This is a genomic window from Methylobacterium mesophilicum, from assembly GCF_022179445.1.
GTDB classification, from domain to species: domain Bacteria; phylum Pseudomonadota; class Alphaproteobacteria; order Rhizobiales; family Beijerinckiaceae; genus Methylobacterium; species Methylobacterium mesophilicum.
Window position 1 is genome coordinate 1 of the sequence record NZ_BPQU01000043.1, and the last position, 16,360, is coordinate 16,360.

Consider the following 16,360-nt stretch of genomic DNA (forward strand, 5'->3'; position numbering starts at 1 on the left):
CCCAAGCGGCCGGACATCCCCAGCTTGGCGTCCTCTTTTCACACAGCCTCCACCCGCTACGGACGCCAGCGAGCATCCGACCCGGCCCGCGTCGACCCAAAGATCAGGCCCGCCCCTCCTGCACCGCGTGGCAGGCGACGCCGTCGAGCAGGGCCGGCACCTCCGCGCGGCAGCGGTCGTTCGCCAGCGGGCAGCGCGGGTTGAAGGTGCAGCCCGGGGGCGGGTCGATCGGGTTCGGGATCTCGCCGGAGACCGGCACCCGGGCGCGGCCGACATGGGCGAGGTCGGGCACCGCGTCGAGCAGCATCCGCGTGTACGGGTGGCGGGGCCGCGCGAACAGATCCTTTGCGGCCGCGACCTCGACCAGGCGGCCGAGATACATCACCCCCACCCGGGTCGCCATGTGGCGGACCACGGCGAGGTTGTGGGAGATGAACAGGTAGGTCAGCCCGAGCCGGTCCTGCAGGTCGCGCATCAGGTTGAGGATCTGCGCCTGCACCGAGACGTCGAGCGCCGAGGTCGGCTCGTCGCCGACCAGGAACTCGGCCTGGCTGGCGAGCGCCCGGGCGATGGCGACCCGCTGGCGCTGGCCGCCGGAGAATTCGTGCGGGTACTTCTTGGAATCGTCCGGGTGGAGGCCGACCAGGCCGAGCAGCTCGCCGACCCGGGCGCGGATCGCCCCCTCCCCCTGGATCAGGTTGAAGGCGCGGATCGGCTCCGCGATGATCTTGCCCACGCGCCAGCGCGGGTTCATCGACGCGTAGGGGTCCTGGAAGATCATCTGGATGCGCGAGCGCAGACGCCGCCGCGCCGCCGCCTCCCGGGGATCGGTCATCGAGATCCCGGTGATCCGCACCTCGCCGGCCGAGGGCGGCAGCAGGCCGACCACCATCCGGGCCACCGTCGACTTGCCCGAGCCGGATTCGCCGACGATCGCGAAGGTCTCGCCCTTGGCGATGGTGAAGCCGACCCGGTCCACCGCCGTGAGGAACCGGCGGGGCTCGCGCTCGATCACCCGGTTGAGCCAGGGTTTCGAGACATCGAACAGGCGGCGCAGGTCGGTGACCTCGACATAGGCGCTCACGCCGCCTTCTCCGTGACGTCGTACAGGTGGCAGGCGACGCGGCTTTCGCCCACCAGGATCGGCTCCGGCCGCTCGACGCGGCAGCGGGCAAACACCTTCGGGCAGCGCGGGTTGAAGGCGCAGCCCTGCGGGATGGCGGTGAGCCGCGGCATCGAGCCGGGGATCTGGCTGAGCCGGTCGGCCTCCTGCGACAGGGTCGGGATCGCCCCCATCAGGCCGACCGCGTAGGGGTGGTGCGGCTTTGCGATCACGGAGGCGACCGGGCCGATCTCGGCGACCCGCCCGGCATACATCACTGCGACCCGGTCGGCGGCCTCGGCGATCACGCCCATGTCGTGGGTCACCAGCATCACCGCGGTGCCGTGCTCGCGGCACAGGCGCTTGAGCAGGGTGATGATCTGCGCCTGGACCGAGACGTCGAGCGCCGTGGTCGGCTCGTCGGCGATGATCAGCTCCGGCTCGGCGGCGAGCGCCAGCGCGATCACCACGCGCTGGCGCATGCCGCCCGAGAACTCGTGCGGGTAGCCGTCGATCCGCCGCTCGGGCGCCGGGATGCCGACCTCGGCGAGCAGGTCGATCGCCCGGGTGCGGGCCGCCCGGGCGGAGAGGTCGGTGTGGGCCCGCAGGGTCTCGACGATCTGGTCGCCGACCCGGAACAGCGGATCGAGGGAGGTCAGCGGGTCCTGGAAGATCATGCCGATCCGCTTGCCCCGCACCCGCCGCATCGCCTCGGGGGGCAGGTTGTCGATGCGCGCGCCGCGCAACGTGATCGCGCCGCCGCTGATCCGGCCGGGCCGGTCGATCAGACCGATCACCGCCGAGCCGGTGACCGACTTGCCGGCCCCGGATTCGCCGACGACCCCCAGGATCTCGCCCCGGCCGATGTCGAACGAGACCCGGTCGATGGCGGTGAGCGGCCCGCGCCGCGTGTCGAACGTGACCGTGAGGTCGCGTACGGAGAGGATGGTTTCGGTCATTGCAGCTTCGGATTGAGCGCGTCGCGCAGCCAATCCCCCAGGAGGTTGATGGCGATGACGAGGCCGGCCAGCGCCAGGCCCGGGAAGGCGACGATCCACCACTCGCCGGAGAACAGGAACCGGTTACCGGTGCGGATCAGGGTGCCGAGCGACGGCATGGTCTCGGGCAGGCCGGTGCCGAGGAACGACAGGGTCGCCTCGGTGATGATCGCCAGCGCCAGGTTGATCGTGGCGATGACGAAGACCGGCCCGGTGACGTTGGGCAGCACGTGGCGGACCAGGATGACCGGAGGCGTCAGGCCGATCAGTCGGGCGGCCTGGACGTAGTCCTTGCCCTTCTCGACCATCACGGAGGAGCGCACCGTGCGGGCGTACTGCACCCAGAACGACAGGCCGATCGAGATCACGATCAGCCCGATCAGCGGCCCGACATCCAGCGCGCCGCCAAAACTCGCCCGGGCGACGCCGTCCACCACCAGGGCGATCAGGATCGCGGGGAAGGTGAGCTGCACGTCGGCGACCCGCATGATCAGCGTGTCGAGGGCGCCGCCCGCGTAGCCGGCGACCAAGCCCAGCGCGATGCCGAGCACGCCGGAGGTGATCACCCCGAGCACGCCCACGACCAGCGACAGGCGCAGGCCGTACAGCACCGCCGAGAGCACGTCCCGGCCCTGGTCGTCGGTGCCGAGGTAGAACGGCGCCTGGCCGTCCGCCTGCCAGATCGGCGGCAGGTTGGAGTTGATCAGGTCGAGCTGGGCCGGGTCGTAGGGGTTCTGGGGCGAGATCAGGGGGGCCGCCACCGCGAGCCCGACCATCAGCACCGTGGCGAGCAGCGCCACCATGGCGGTCTTCGAGCGCAGGAAGCTGGCGACCAGGTCGGAATCGCGCCAGCGCGCGAGCCGTCCAGGGGTCGCCGCCGCCAGCGGGACCGGCGGCGCGTTGCCGACGTCGCTATCACGTCCGCTCATGCCGGCCTCACGCGGTCCGCGCGGACGACAGCCGCAGGCGCGGATCGACCACGGTGTAGAGGATGTCGACCACGAGGTTGATGGTCACGAAGATCAGCGCGACGAGCAGCAGGTAGGCGGACATGATCGGGATATCGACGTTCTGCACGGCCTGGACGAACAGCAGGCCCATGCCGGGCCACTGGAACACCGTTTCGGTGATGATCGAGAAGGCGATGACCGAGCCGAGCTGGAGCCCCGCGATGGTGATCACCGGCACGAGGGTGTTCTTGAGGGCGTGGCGCAGGTGGACGGCGCGGGTGGATAGGCCCCGCGCCCGGGCGAAGCGGATGTAGTCGGTGCGCAGCACCTCCAGCATCTCGGCGCGCACCAGCCGCATGATCAGCGTCATCTGGAACAGGCCGAGGGTCACCGAGGGCAGGATCAGCGCCTTGAGGCCGGACCAGGTGAGGAAGCCGGTGGTCCACCAGCCGAGCCGCACCGTGTCGCCGCGCCCGTAGGAGGGCAGCCAGCCGAGCGTCACCGAGAACAGGTAGATCAGCAGGATGCCGATCAAAAAGGTCGGCAGGCTGATGCCGACCAGCGAGACCGCCTGGAACAGCCCGGCGAGCCAGGATTCCCGGCGCAGCGCGCAGTAGACCCCCATCAGGACGCCGACCACCAGGGCGAACACCGTCGCGCAGAAGGCGAGCTCCAGGGTCGCCGGCATGCGCTCGGCCAGCAGCTGCGAGACCGGCTGGCGGAACTGGTACGAGATCCCGAGCCGGCCCCGGACCACGTCGCCGGCGTAGCGGGCGAACTGCATCAGCACCGGATCGTCGAGGCCGAGGCTCTTGCGGATCTCGGCCCGCTCGGAGGCGGGGGTATCGGGCCCGACGATCTGGTTCACGGGGTCGCCCGCGAACCGGAACATCGAGAACGCGATGAGCCCGACGACCGCGAGCACCGCGGCCGCCTGGATCACCCGGCGCAGCAGGAAGGCGAGCACGCCCGGGCCCTACTGCGGGTCTTTCGAGACCCAGTAGAGCAGGAGCAGGTTGTCGGCGCGCTGGGTCAGGTGAACCTTCTTGGAGACGCCCCAGGCCAGGGCCTGCTGGTGCAGCGGGATGTAGCCCCAGTCGGCGCTCAGGACGTCGAAGCCCTCCTTGATCAGGGCGTCGCGCTTGGTCTTGTCGGTCTCGCCCTCGACCTTGTCGGCGATCTCATCGATCTTCGGGTCGCAGTAGCCCGCGAGGTTCCAGCTGCCGCGTCCCGACTTGTCGCCGGGCTTCCGGCAGCCGACGATCTCGTAGAGAATGTTATGGCTGTCGAGCGACGACGGCGTCCACCCGAGCAGGTAGAACGAGGTGTCGTAGTTCGGGGCCAGCACCTTGGAGAAGTACTTCGCCTTCGGCTGGGCGTTCAGGTTCACCTTGACGTTGATGCGGGCGAGCATCGAGACCACCGCCTGGCAGATCGCCTCGTCGTTGACGTAGCGGTCGTTGGGGCAATCCATGGTGAGCGAGAACCCGTCCGGGTAGCCGGCCTGGGCCATCAGATCCTTGGCCTTCTTGAGGTCGGTGGCCGGGCGATTGAACTCGGCCCCGCGGTCGTAGAGGCTCGGCGCGATCATCAGGGCGGAGGGCACGGCCTGCCCGCGCATCACGCGCTTGGCGATCGTCTCCTCGTCGATGGCGAGGTAGAACGCCTCGCGGACCTTGATGTCCTTGAACGGGTTCTTGCCCTTGACGCTCGAATCCTTCAGCTCGTCCCGGTCCTGATCCATTCCGAGGAAGATGGTGCGCAGCTCGGGGCCCGCCATCACGATGGCGGTGCCGCTGGCGTTCACCCGCTGCTGATCCTGCAACGGCACGGGATCGATCCAGTCGACCTCGCCCGAGAGCAGAGCGGCGACGCGGGTCGCCGGGTTGGCGATCGTGGTCAGCACCGCCTCGTCGAGGTTCGACTCGACCTTGCCCCAGTAGCCGGGAAACTTCTTGAACACCGTCTTCACGCCGGGCTGGTGCTCGGCGATCACGAACGGGCCGGTGCCGTTCTCGTGCAGGGTGGCGTAGCTCGGGCTGGTGGCGTTGGCCGGGGTCGGCTGGGCGGCGCCGTTCTTTTCAGACCAGCTCTTCGACATGATCAGCCAGGTCGGGAATTGGGCGAGGGCGATGGGGTTCGGCTTCTTCAGCACCATGTCGACGGTGTGGTCGTCGACCTTCACGAACTCGGCGTCGGACGGGACGTTCGTGGTGAAGTTCGAGCCCGAGGCCCGGACGCGCTGGGCGGAGAAGAGCACGTCGTCGGCGGTGAACGGCGAGCCGTCGTGGAACGTGACGTTCTTGCGCAGGTGGAAGCGCCAGCGGGTCGGCTCCGGCGTCTCCCAGGATTCCGCCAGTCCGGGGGCGAATTTCAGGTTCTTGTCGAGGGTGACCAGCGACTCGTAGGCCGCCTGCTGCATACCCTCGGTGAAGCTCTCCTTGAGGGAGTAGGGATCCAGCGACTTGAGATCGCCCTGGAACGCGAAGCGGAACACGTTGGCGGCCTGCGCGGGCAGCGCCGCCAGCGCGAAGGTCGCGACCGCGCCTGCGGCCACGCCGCGGGCGAGGATCTTCAGGGTCGAACGGGACAAGCGGATCTCCGAAACCGTGGAAGTTGATGGCAGGCCGCCACCACCAGCGCAGGGGTTGAGCCTAGGCCGAGTGAAGCGCGCGGGCAAACCGCACCGGCCACACACCCACAGCAAGGTTCGGACCATCTGTATGCAAAATGCGGGGTCGAGGGGGTGGGGTGTTTCTGGATCGCGGTCAGATGGCGCGCGCCCGCCCGCCTCCCTCTGCGCTATGATGTCCACACAGCGCTGCCGGATGAGGGGCAAGGCTACCACCAAACGCGCCTCCCTCCCCCCTCTGCGGGGGAGGGTGGGCCTCGCGTCAGCGAGGGTCGGGAGAGGGGAGCCCGGGTTCAGCAAAGGGCGCGACCGGCATGACGGGCGAAGCCCTGTTCTGCACCGTCGCTCCCCTCTTGCGGGACTTCGTCCCGGCCCGACCCCCTTCGGGGGCCACCCTCCCCCGCAGAGGGGGGAGGGAAAACGCGTCGCGGTTCAGGCGCTCGCTTCCGATCCTACTCGGCCGCCGCCGCGTGATGCGGCCGATGCGGCGCCGCCTCGCCCGCGCCCCGCTCGCCGTCGGCCACGGCCTTGCGCCGGAACAGGCGCATCACCACCACGAAGAACACCGGCACGAAGAACACCGCCAGCACGGTGGCGGTGATCATGCCGCCCATCACGCCGGTGCCGATCGCCTGCTGGCTCTTCGAGGCGGCGCCGGTGGCGATGGCCAGCGGCACCACGCCGAAGATGAAGGCGAGCGAGGTCATCACGATCGGCCGGAACCGGAGCGTCGAGGCCTCGATGGCGGACTGGATCACCGAGGTCCCGGGCTTCCAGAGGTCCTTGGCGAACTCCACGATCAGGATCGCGTTCTTGGCCGACAGGCCGATGATCGTGATCAGGCCGATCTTGAAGTACACGTCGTTGGGCATGCCGCGCAGGTAGACCGCCGCCACCGCGCCGATCACGCCGAGCGGGATCACCAGCAGCACCGAGACCGGGATCGCCCAGCTCTCGTAGAGCGCGGCCAGGCACAGGAACACGATCAGCACCGAGAGCGCCAGCAGCAGGCTGGCCTGGCTGCCGGCCTGCTTCTCCTGGAACGACTGCCCGGTCCAGGCGTAGCCGAACCCCTTGGGCAGCTGCAGCATCAGCCGCTCCATCTCGTTGATCGCGTCGCCCGAGGTGTAGCCGGGGTTCGGCTCGCCCGTGATGCGCACCGACTGGTAGCCGTTGAAGCCGACGATCTGGCTCGGCCCCATGCCCCATTTCAGCTCCGCGAAGGACGACATCGGCACCATCGTGCCGCCGGCGTTCTTCACCGCGTAGTTGAGGATGTCCGAGGCGTTCATGCGCTGGAGTTGCTCGGCCTGGACGTAGACGCGCTGCATCTTGCCCCGGTTGGGGAAGTCGTTGGTGTAGACCGAGCCGAGGTTGAGCTGGATCGTGGCGTTGATGTCCTCGAACTTGACGCCGAGCGCCGCCGCCTTCTCGCGGTCGACGATCAGCTCCGCCTGCGGGGTCGGCGGCAGGCCCTCGATCTTCACCTTCTGGAGGATCGGGCTGCCTTGCGCGAGCTTGAGCAGCTGGTCCTGGGCCGAGAGCAGCGCCGCGTAGCCGCGGTTCGCCCGGTCCTGGAGGCGGAACGAGAAGCCGGCGGCGTTGCCGAGGTTGTCCACCGGGGGCGGCTCCTGGGCGTCCACGGTGGCGTCGCGGTAGTTCGCCAGCGCCGCGTTGGTCCCGGCCACCAGGGCGGCGGCCGAGTTCTTCGCGTCGCGCTCGCTCCAGGGCTTCAGGGTCACGAAGGCCTGGCTGGTGCTGGGCGCCTGCCCCGAGAACGAGAAGCCGTTGAGCATGGTCACGGTGGCGACGCCGGGTTGCGCCAGCAGGTGCTCCTCGACCCGGCGGTTGGCCTCCTGGGTGCGGTTGTAGGAGGCGCCGGGCGGCGTCTGGATGTCCACCGTGAAGAAGCCCTGGTCCTCCACCGGCAGGAAGCCCTCCGGCAGGTTGATGAAGGCGTAGGCCGTGCCCGCCACCAGGGCGAGGTAGACCAGCATCACCCGGCCGGACTTGCGGATGAGGCCCGCGACGCCGCGGCCGTAGCGGGCGGTCTCGCGATCGACGAAGCGGTTGAACATCCCGAACACGCCGCCCTTGGCGTGGCCGTGGCCCTTGACCACCGGCTTCAGGAAGGTCGCGCACAAGGCCGGCGTCAGCGACAGGGCGAGCAGCGCCGAGAACGCGATGGAGGTGACCATGGCGATCGAGAACTGCCGGTAGATGATGCCCACCGAGCCGGGGAAGAACGCCATCGGGATGAACACCGCCATCAGCACCAGGGTGATGCCGATGATCGCCCCGGTGATCTGCTCCATGGCCTTCTTGGTGGCCTCCTTGGGGGGCAGGCCCTCCTCGTTCATGATCCGCTCGACGTTCTCCACCACCACGATGGCGTCGTCGACCAGGATGCCGATGGCCAGCACCATGCCGAACATGGTGAGCACGTTCACCGAGAAGCCGGAGATCCACATCACCGTGACCGTGCCCATCAGGGCGATCGGCACCACGATGGTGGGGATCAGGGTGTAGCGGATGTTCTGCAGGAACAGGAACATCACCAGGAACACCAGCACCACCGCCTCGACCAGGGTGTGCAGCACCTTCTCGATCGAGGCCTCGACCGCCGGGGTGATGTCGTACGGGATGTCCCACTTCAGGTCGGGCGGGAAGAACTGCGATAGCTCCACCATCTTGGCCCGGATCGCGCGGGCCGTCTCCAGCGCGTTGCCGTCGGGGGCCAGCGTCACCGAGATGCCGGCGGCCGGGCCGCCGTTGAGCCGGGTCGAGAACTGGTAGGCGTCGCCGCCGAGTTCGATCCGGGCGACGTCGCGCAGGCGCACGTTCGAGCCGTCCGAGTTGGCCCGCAGCACGATCGCGCCGAAATCCTCGATGGTGCCGAGCTGGCCCTTCACGATGATCGGCACCGTGACCGCCTGCTTGGTCGGGCTCGGCTGGGCGCCGACCGAGCCGGAGGCGACCTGGATGTTCTGGTTGCGGATCGCCTCGGTCACGTCCTCGGCGCTGAGCGACAGGCCGCGCAGCTTGTCCGGATCGACCCAGACCCGGAGCGAGCGCTCGGTGGAGTAGAGCGTCGCGCGCCCGACCCCGGGGATGCGCCGGATCTCGTTGATGACGTTGCGGATCAGGAAGTCGCCGAGGCCGACCTCGTCCATCGACCCGTCCTTGGAGATCAGGGTGATGATGTTGAGGGTCGCGGCCGAGGCCTCCTCCACCAGGATGCCCTGCTGGCGGACTTCCGCCGGCAGGCGGGCCTCCACGCGCTTCAACCGGTTCTGCACCTCCACGGAGGCGAGCGCCGGGTCGGTCCCGGGCAGGAAGGTCGCGGTGATGTTGACCGAGCCGAACGAGTCGGTGGTCGACTCGAAGTTCATGATGTTGGCCGCGCCGTTCAGCTCATCCTCGATGAGCCGGGTCGTGCCGACGTAGAGGCTGTCCACCGAGGCGCCGGGATAGGCCGTGGACAGGGCGATCTGCGGCGGGGCGATCACCGGGTACTGCGCGATCGGCAGGTTCGGGATCGCCAGGGCGCCGCCCAGGCAGATGAACAGGGCCACCACCCAGGCGAAGACCGGGCGGTCGATGAAGAAGCGTGCCATGCGCGTGGTCCCCGGGGCTCAGTGGCGGTTGACCGCGGCGGCGCGCGGCGCGGCCTGCGCCTTGTCGCCGGGGTTCGGGGCGCCAAGCTTCTGGTCACTTGGCTTCTGGTCGCCGGGCGCGTCGGGGGCCTCGTCGGCGTCGTGCTTCGGGCTCTCCTCGCCGTGGAGCGGGGTCTGGTCCACGGGCTTCACCTTCACGCCCGCGGTGATCTTCTGGACGCCGTCGACGATGACCCGCTCGCCGGCCTTGAGCCCGTCCCGGATCAGCCAGTTCTGCCCGACCACCGGCCCGACCTCGACCGGCTGGCGCATCACCGTGTCGTCGGCCCGGACCAGCCAGACCTCGGCGCGGCCGTCCTCGGTGCGCTGGATCGCCTGCTGGGGCACCGCGATGGCGTCGGAATCGATGCCCTGCTTGATCCGGGCGCGGACGTACATGCCCGGGAACAGCTCGTCGTGCGGGTTGGGGAACTGCACCCGCAGGGTCACCTGGCCGGTGCTCGGATCGGCGGTGACGTCCGAGAACAGCAGGCGGCCGGCCAGCGGATAGAGGGAGTTGTCGTCCATGATCAGGTGGACGTTGGCGGTGTTGTCCTCCAGCCGGGCGAGCTCGCCGCTGGCGAGATCCCGGCGCAGGCGGTTCAGTTCGCCCACCGACTGGGTGATGTCGACGTAGATCGGGTCGAGCTGCTGGATCGTGGCGAGCGCTCCCGTCGAGCCCGGCTCGATCAGGGTGCCCTCGGTGAGCAGCGCCCGGCCGATCCGGCCGGTGATCGGTGCGCGCACGTCGGTCCAGCCGAGGTTGAGCTGCGCCCGGTCCCGGGCCGCCTTGGCGCCGGCGACCTCGGCCTCCGCCTGCTTCTTGCCCGCGAAGGCGGCGTCGTACTGCGCCTGGCTGGCGGTGGCCCGGGTCAGCAGGGTCTCGAGCCGGTCGGCCTGCTGGCGGGCCAGCACCAGGGCGGCCTCGTGGCGGGCCAGCACGGCCTCCGCGCTCGCCAGTTCGACCTCGAAGGGGGCCGGGTCGATCTTGTAGAGGATGTCGCCTTCCTTGACCTGGCTGCCCTGCTCGAACAGGCGCTTGACCACGAGGCCGGAGACCCGCGACCGGACCTCGGCGATGCGCATCGGCGCCACCCGCCCGGGCAGGTCGCGCAGGTAGGGGATCGCCTGCGGGGTCACCGTGACGAAGCCGACCTCAGGCACCGGCGGCGTCGGCGCGGCCGCCTGCTTCGGGTTGCAGGCCGAAAGGCCGAGCGCCAGCAGGGCGGCCGCCCCCAGGACGGTCGCGCGCGGCGGGCTGCGCCGGACGGGGGACGGGAATCGGGCGGACGAAGTGCGGGTCACGGGTTCCGACGCTCCTGGAAAAACATGCGTCTGCAGAGGCCGGCGCGGCGCTGAAGGGCCGCGCCTCGTCGAGGCGGATCGCGCATCTCCCCGAACGGGGTGTTCCGGCTTCCGGACGGACGATGCTGCACGATCGAGGGTTTGGACCGTTGCGCCGGATCCGGGATCCGGCACGAGGGTCCTCGCGCCGACACGGCGCCGATCGGGCGCGCGGCCGGCGGACAGCCGGCGGCGCGGGTCAGGCCGCCCGGGGCGGCCGGTGCAGGGCTTCGTCCGGTCCGGAAGCCGGCGCGACGGCCGGGGCATAACCATAGGATGCGGCGGAGGCGTGACGCGGCCGCGGCGCTTCCACGGGACGGCGCGGAAGCCCGAGTTCGCCGACGACCTCGAGATCGGCCGGACACAGGTCGATGCCGTCGAACAGCGCCCGGCGGGCCTCGGACGCCTTGCGGGTCTCGACCCTGCGCGCATCCGACAGCACGGCTACGGTCTGGCTCGTCATCCAGCAGGCCGGGCCCGCCACGGGGGCGGCCCGGGCCGGCCGGGGCGCGGCCATCAGCGCAGCCGCCGCGACGACGAGCATCGCCAGCACGGCGAGGCTCCGGACGAGGCGGTCCGGCGGGCCCGCGACGCGGCGGGCCAGAAGGGCGACGGATCGGATCACGATCCCGAGATAAGCATGGCCGTCCCCCGGCGCAATCACCCACGGCGTCGCGCCGGCTCGCGGTGTTGCCCGGAGCACACAGGCAGGCCTCGACTCGCCCGCGCCCCCCGGCCGGCCTCAACCTCGCCGCGAAGTCCGGGCCGGTTCGCCCGAGGGATCGCGGCATGGCCGCGACGACCGACGCGTCGGCAAGAACCGGCCAAGTGACCGGCTAAGCGATCGGCCAAGTGACCGGTAAAGTGAGAGGATGACAGACCATGTCGAGACGGATCGCGATGCTCGCGCTCGCAGGCGCCCTGCTGGGGAGCGCGCCCGCCTCCGCCGGCCCGATCGATAGCGGGCCGCTCGCGGATTTCCTGAACGTCTTCCGCAGCCAGGCGATCCCGCGCGAGACGATCGGCTGGAACAGCACCGAGAAGCCCGGCACCATCGTGATTTCCACCCGCCAGCGCCGGCTCTACTACATCCTCGGGAACAGCGAGGCGATCCGCTACGGCGTCGGCGTCGGCCGGCAGGGCTTCTCCTGGTCCGGCACCAAGACGGTGACGATGAAGAAGGAATGGCCGGCCTGGCGTCCGCCGCAGCAGATGCTGGCCCGACGCCCGGACCTGCCGCGCTTCATGGCCGGCGGCCAGGACAACCCGCTGGGCGCCCGCGCCCTCTATCTCGGCTCGTCGCTCTACCGGATCCACGGCTCGAACGAGCCCGAGACGATGGGCGCCGCGGTGTCCTCGGGCTGCATCCGCATGACCAACAAGGACGTGGTCGATCTCTACGACCGGGTCCGGGTCGGCACCAAGGTGGTGGTGCGGGACTGACCTGCGCGAGCGCGGGAAGTCTGTCGGCAAGCGAGGGTTGTGTGTCGGCCTGGGCGCGCGAAGTTTGTCGGCGCGCGTCCAGGCCAGCCCGATCATCGAGTTCCGGCCCCGAATGCGTGGGTGGCCTGCTGCCGGTTCCTGCTGCGGCTGTACGCGGACGGCGGCTATCAGGGGCCGGCGTTTAAGGCCGGACTGCGCCGGGCATGCCGTCGGCTCAGGCTGACGATCGTCAAGCGCTCCGATTAGGCCAAGGGCTTCGTCGTGCTGCCCAAGCGCTGGATCGTCGATCCTTCGACAGGCTCAGGATGAGGGAACGTTTGCTTGGCTCAACCGGTGTCGGCGCTTGGCCAAGGACTGGGAATGCCGCTCACGCACAGCCCGCGCCTTCCTCTTGCTCGCCTCAATCCGCCCAATGACACGAAAGCTCTGCCAAACAACACAATGATCTCGGACAGACTCTAAGGACAGCCCAAGGAACCGCGCTGTCGCATCTTGGATACACCGGTACATAGAACCTGCTTTTCGAGTTGACGCGATGCGGCAATGCGGCTGATGGTAATCGTGACGGTTCCCCTCGGGGATCAAAAGGGAACGCGGTGAGGACCAACCCATGAGGGTCAGTCCGATGCCGCGGCTGCCCCCGCAACTGTAAGCGGCGAGCTTTCTCACCACCACGTCACTGGGCGGCCTCGCCCGGGAAGACGGTGAGGCGGCCACGACCCGCGAGCCAGGAGACCTGCCGTCAGTCGTGGTCACACGCGAAACGCGCTGGGCGGGGTGCCCCGGCGGGTGCGGAAGCATGCGCGTGCGTATGGCTTCGGCCTCGTTCGCGGTGACGTGCCACTGCCGTTGCCCGAGGCCGTCCGCTTTGTCCCGCTCCGCGTCGATCCCGATCCTGCCCGTGCTGGCGCTCGCCTGTGCGTTTCCCTCCCTTGCCAGCGCGCAGGCCGCACGGTCCGAAGAGGCCGCCGTGGTTCTCGACGCGCTCTCGGTCGAGGGTACCCTTACCGCCACGCCGACCTACCGGGTGCCGGAGCTCTACAGCGGCACCAAGACGATCACGCCCCGCCTCGACCTGCCGCAGCAGGTCGACGTGATCCCCCGGGAAGTCCTGATTGACACAGCCGCGACCCGCGTCGAGCGCGCGCTCGACTACGTGCCCGGGGTCGGAAAGCAGAACGATTTTGGCGCCCAGAACCTCGCCCTCTACTCCGTTCGGGGATTCGCGACCCAGGACATCTTCTTCAATGGCTTCAACATCGCCCGCGGCTACAACGGCGCCCCCGACACCCAGAACGTCCAGTCCATCGAGGTCCTGAAGGGCCCGGCCGGCGCCCTCTACGGCCGCAGCGATCCGGGCGGGACCGTCAACATCCTGACCAAGCAGCCCGTAGCCCGACCCTTCGTCGAGATGGGCACGCTGTTCGGCAGCTTCGGCACCGCCCGCACCACGGTCGATGCCGGCGGTGCGCTGAGCGAGGACGGCAGCGTGCTCTACCGCTTCAACGGCGTCCTCGCCCGCCAGGACAGCTTTCGCGACTTCGTCGGCGGCGACCGGGTGCTCTTGGCGCCCGTGGTGAGCTGGCAGGTCACGCCCGACACCAAGATCACGTTCGAGGCGCAGTACCTGCGCAACCGCCAGACCTTCGACCGGGGCACCGTCGCGGTGAACAACCGTCTCGGCCTCGTCCCGCGCTCACGCTTCTTCGGCGAGCCGGGCGACGATTCCGTGTCCGAGAGCGCGCTCCTGCAGGTGCGGCTGGAGCACGCCTTCAACACCGACTGGCAGCTCCGCGTCGCCACCCACCTCAACACCGGCAGCCTGACCGGCCTGCAGACCGGCGCGACCGGCATCCTCGACGACGGGCGTACGCTCTTGCGCGAGTTCCGCCGGCACGACTTCACCTGGGGCGTCGCCATCGGCCAGGCCGAACTCGTCGGGCGCTTCGAGACCGGGCCCATCGCCCACACCCTGCTGCTCGGCCTGGAGCACGAGCGCTACAACAGCACCGAGAACCTGCTGCGCTCGACCCCGCGCCTCGACCCCTTCGCCATCGACCTGTTCAACCCTCTCTACGGGCAGGCCAAGCCTCCGTTCACGCGCCGCTACAGCGCCAGCGAGAACGTCGGCAACACGGCGGTCTACCTCCAGGACCAGATCGCGCTCAGCCCGGAATGGAAGCTGCTGCTGGGCAACCGCACCGACTTCTACAACCAGACCTTCCGGGACAAGGTCGCGAACGAACGGACCGAGCAGGACCGCACCGGCTTCTCGCCCCGCGCCGGCCTCGTCTACCAGCCGCTGTCGTTCCTGGCGCTCTACGGCAACGTCGCCGCCTCGTTCCGCCCGAACACCGGCTTCGACAGCGCGTCGCGGCCCTTCGCGCCCGAGACCGGGTTCGCCTACGAGGTCGGGGCCAAGCTCGACCTGTTCGACGGCCTCAGCGTGACGGCCGCCGCCTTCCACATCGAGAAGGAGAACGTGCTCACCACCGACCCGGCGGACTTCTTCTTCCAGATCGCCGCCGGGGCGGTGCGCAGCCAGGGCTTCGACGTCAGCCTGGTCGGGCAGGTCACGCCGGAGTTCCGGGTGATCGGCGGCTATGCCTTCATCGACGCGGCGGTCACCCGCGACGAGGTGCTGCGGGTCGGCTCGCCGCTGCTCAACATCCCGCGCCATAGCGGCTCGCTGCTCGGCATCTACGAGATCCAGGCGGGCGACTGGAAGGGTTTTGGGATCGGCGGTGGGTTCCGGGCGGTCGGCTCGCGGCTCGGCGACACCGGCGTCGAGAGCTTCCGCTTGCCGGGTTACATCCTGACGGACGCGCTGGCCTACTACCGCTACGAGAACCTGCGCTTCGGACTCAACGTCGACAACATATTCGACGCGACCTCCTACGAGCGCTCCTACAACACCTTCTGGGTCGGCGTCGGCGAGCCTCGGCGGGTCACCGTGAGCATGACGGCGCGGTTCTGATGAGGGTGCATCCCGGAACGTCCAAGGTGTCGGCGTGCGCACCGGCCGCGTCAGGCCGCATCGGCTCCATCGATGCCCTGCGCGGGCTGGTGATGGTGCTGATGCTCCTCGACCACCTGCGCGAGACCTGGTTCCTGCACGTGCCCGTGGCCGACCCCATCGACGCCCGAACCGCCCTGCCGGCCGTGGCCCTGGCTCGCCTCGTCGTCAGCCTGTGCGCGCCCATCTTCATCGCGCTGACCGGCGTTGCCGCATTCCTGTTCGGTACCCGGCACACGCTGGCCGAGACGCGGGCCTACCTGCTGAAGCGTGGCCTCGTGCTGATGGCGCTGGAGGTCCTCTACCTGTCGGAACTGTACTGGGGCGTGGCCAGTCCGACGCTCTGGCTGCAGGTCATCTGGTGCATCGGCGTCTGCATGATCGTCCTGGCGGCCCTGATCGGTCTGCCACGCCCGGCTCTGTTCGCGGTCGGGCTGTTGATCGTCTGCAGCCATAACCTCCTCGACCCTCTCCACCTCCAGCCGGATCAACCGCTCTTCCCGGTCTGGGCGATGCTGCACCAACGCGACGTCATCGCGTTGCCGTTGGGTCTGGTCGCCAAGACGACCTATCCGGTGATCCCATGGATCGGCGTGATCGTGCTCGGCTATGCGATCGGCCCGTGGTTCCTGCCGAGCGTCGCGGAACGCACTCGCGAGCGCCGGTTCATGGCTCTTTGCTGCTTGATGCTCGTCGCGTTCGCGGTGCTGCGGCTGGTGAATGGCTACGGCGACAAGCCCTGGTTCGCGGTCGAAGGCGATGCGCTCCGGACCACGATGAGCTTCCTCGCGCTCACGAAGTATCCGCCATCGCTGCTGTTCCTGCTGCTGACGCTCGGGATCGGAGCGCTGCTCCTCGTCGCGCTGGAACGGATGCGCGAAGCTTCGGTCGTCGCGGCTTTGGCGGTGTTCGGCGGAGCGCCGTTGTTCTTCTACCTGCTCCACCTCACGATTCTGCGGCTCCTGTACCATGGCGCCGTCGCCATCTGGGGGCCGACGCAGGGCGCCGTGTTCGGCGTCGCGAATTATGGCTGGGTGGTCCTCTGGTATGTCGGACTGATCGCGCCACTCTATTGGCCGACAGCATGGTTCTCGCGCGTCAAGGCGGCTCGACACGATATCGCATGGCTCAAGTATCTCTAGTTCTTTGAGCGTGAGTGAAGCCGGGTGTCCCGGTCTTCGTCTGAGCCTTCAAGCTATGGCTACGGCGACCCTGCGGT

General features: G+C 69.2%; 11 protein-coding genes, 1 pseudogene and 1 riboswitch. Of the genes and pseudogenes, 4 read left to right on the forward strand and 8 right to left on the reverse strand.

Going from position 1 to position 16,360, the window contains the following annotated elements:
• Window positions 1-103: 103 nt before the first annotated feature.
• The 8 genes from MFF40_RS25615 to MFF40_RS25650 all read right to left on the reverse strand — a co-directional run bounded on the left by MFF40_RS25615 (window position 104) and on the right by MFF40_RS25650 (window position 11,307).
• The gene (locus MFF40_RS25615; protein WP_147855660.1) at window positions 104-1,084 is read right to left on the reverse strand and encodes an ABC transporter ATP-binding protein; all 981 of its coding nucleotides are present in this window, start codon (window positions 1,082-1,084) and stop codon (window positions 104-106) included.
• Entirely contained in the window at window positions 1,081-2,061 is a 981-nt protein-coding gene (locus tag MFF40_RS25620; RefSeq protein ID WP_147910351.1) for an ABC transporter ATP-binding protein, read from the reverse strand. Before MFF40_RS25620 ends, MFF40_RS25615 begins: the two co-directional genes overlap by 4 nt.
• Window positions 2,058-3,029 (reverse strand): ABC transporter permease, encoded by a 972-nt coding sequence (locus MFF40_RS25625; protein ID WP_238262800.1) that lies wholly within the window; start codon window positions 3,027-3,029, stop codon window positions 2,058-2,060. Before MFF40_RS25625 ends, MFF40_RS25620 begins: the two co-directional genes overlap by 4 nt.
• Window positions 3,030-3,036: 7 nt before the next feature.
• A complete protein-coding gene (locus MFF40_RS25630; RefSeq protein ID WP_147855663.1) occupies window positions 3,037-4,017 on the reverse strand; it encodes an ABC transporter permease in 981 nt (326 codons plus the stop codon).
• A 9-nt stretch (window positions 4,018-4,026) separates the two neighbouring features.
• Entirely contained in the window at window positions 4,027-5,643 is a 1,617-nt protein-coding gene (locus tag MFF40_RS25635; RefSeq protein WP_238262802.1) for an ABC transporter substrate-binding protein, read from the reverse strand.
• A 491-nt stretch (window positions 5,644-6,134) separates the two neighbouring features.
• A complete protein-coding gene (locus MFF40_RS25640) occupies window positions 6,135-9,299 on the reverse strand; it encodes a multidrug efflux RND transporter permease subunit (RefSeq protein ID WP_238262804.1) in 3,165 nt (1,054 codons plus the stop codon).
• A gap of 18 nt (window positions 9,300-9,317) precedes the next feature.
• On the reverse strand, window positions 9,318-10,643 hold the full coding sequence (locus tag MFF40_RS25645; protein WP_238262806.1) for an efflux RND transporter periplasmic adaptor subunit: 1,326 nt from the start codon (window positions 10,641-10,643) through the stop codon (window positions 9,318-9,320).
• A 238-nt stretch (window positions 10,644-10,881) separates the two neighbouring features.
• Entirely contained in the window at window positions 10,882-11,307 is a 426-nt protein-coding gene (locus MFF40_RS25650; protein WP_238262809.1) for a hypothetical protein, read from the reverse strand.
• Window positions 11,308-11,564: 257 nt separating this feature from the next.
• Between MFF40_RS25650 and MFF40_RS25655 the strand changes: the two genes are divergently transcribed.
• The 4 genes and pseudogenes from MFF40_RS25655 (at window position 11,565) to MFF40_RS25670 (ending at window position 16,283) form a co-directional block, all read left to right on the forward strand.
• Window positions 11,565-12,125: a L,D-transpeptidase gene (locus MFF40_RS25655; RefSeq protein ID WP_147854512.1), complete on the forward strand. Its 561-nt coding sequence runs from the start codon at window positions 11,565-11,567 to the stop codon at window positions 12,123-12,125.
• A 135-nt stretch (window positions 12,126-12,260) separates the two neighbouring features.
• A pseudogene (locus MFF40_RS25660) lies at window positions 12,261-12,570 on the forward strand (transposase); the annotation flags it as partial.
• 103 nt (window positions 12,571-12,673) lie between these two features.
• Window positions 12,674-12,883, forward strand: a riboswitch (cobalamin riboswitch).
• A 110-nt stretch (window positions 12,884-12,993) separates the two neighbouring features.
• Window positions 12,994-15,102, forward strand: a complete 2,109-nt coding sequence (locus MFF40_RS25665; protein ID WP_238262811.1) for a TonB-dependent siderophore receptor — start codon at window positions 12,994-12,996, stop codon at window positions 15,100-15,102.
• A 26-nt stretch (window positions 15,103-15,128) separates the two neighbouring features.
• The gene (locus MFF40_RS25670) at window positions 15,129-16,283 is read left to right on the forward strand and encodes an acetyltransferase domain-containing protein (RefSeq protein ID WP_238262813.1); all 1,155 of its coding nucleotides are present in this window, start codon (window positions 15,129-15,131) and stop codon (window positions 16,281-16,283) included.
• The last annotated feature ends 77 nt before the right edge of the window (window positions 16,284-16,360 follow it).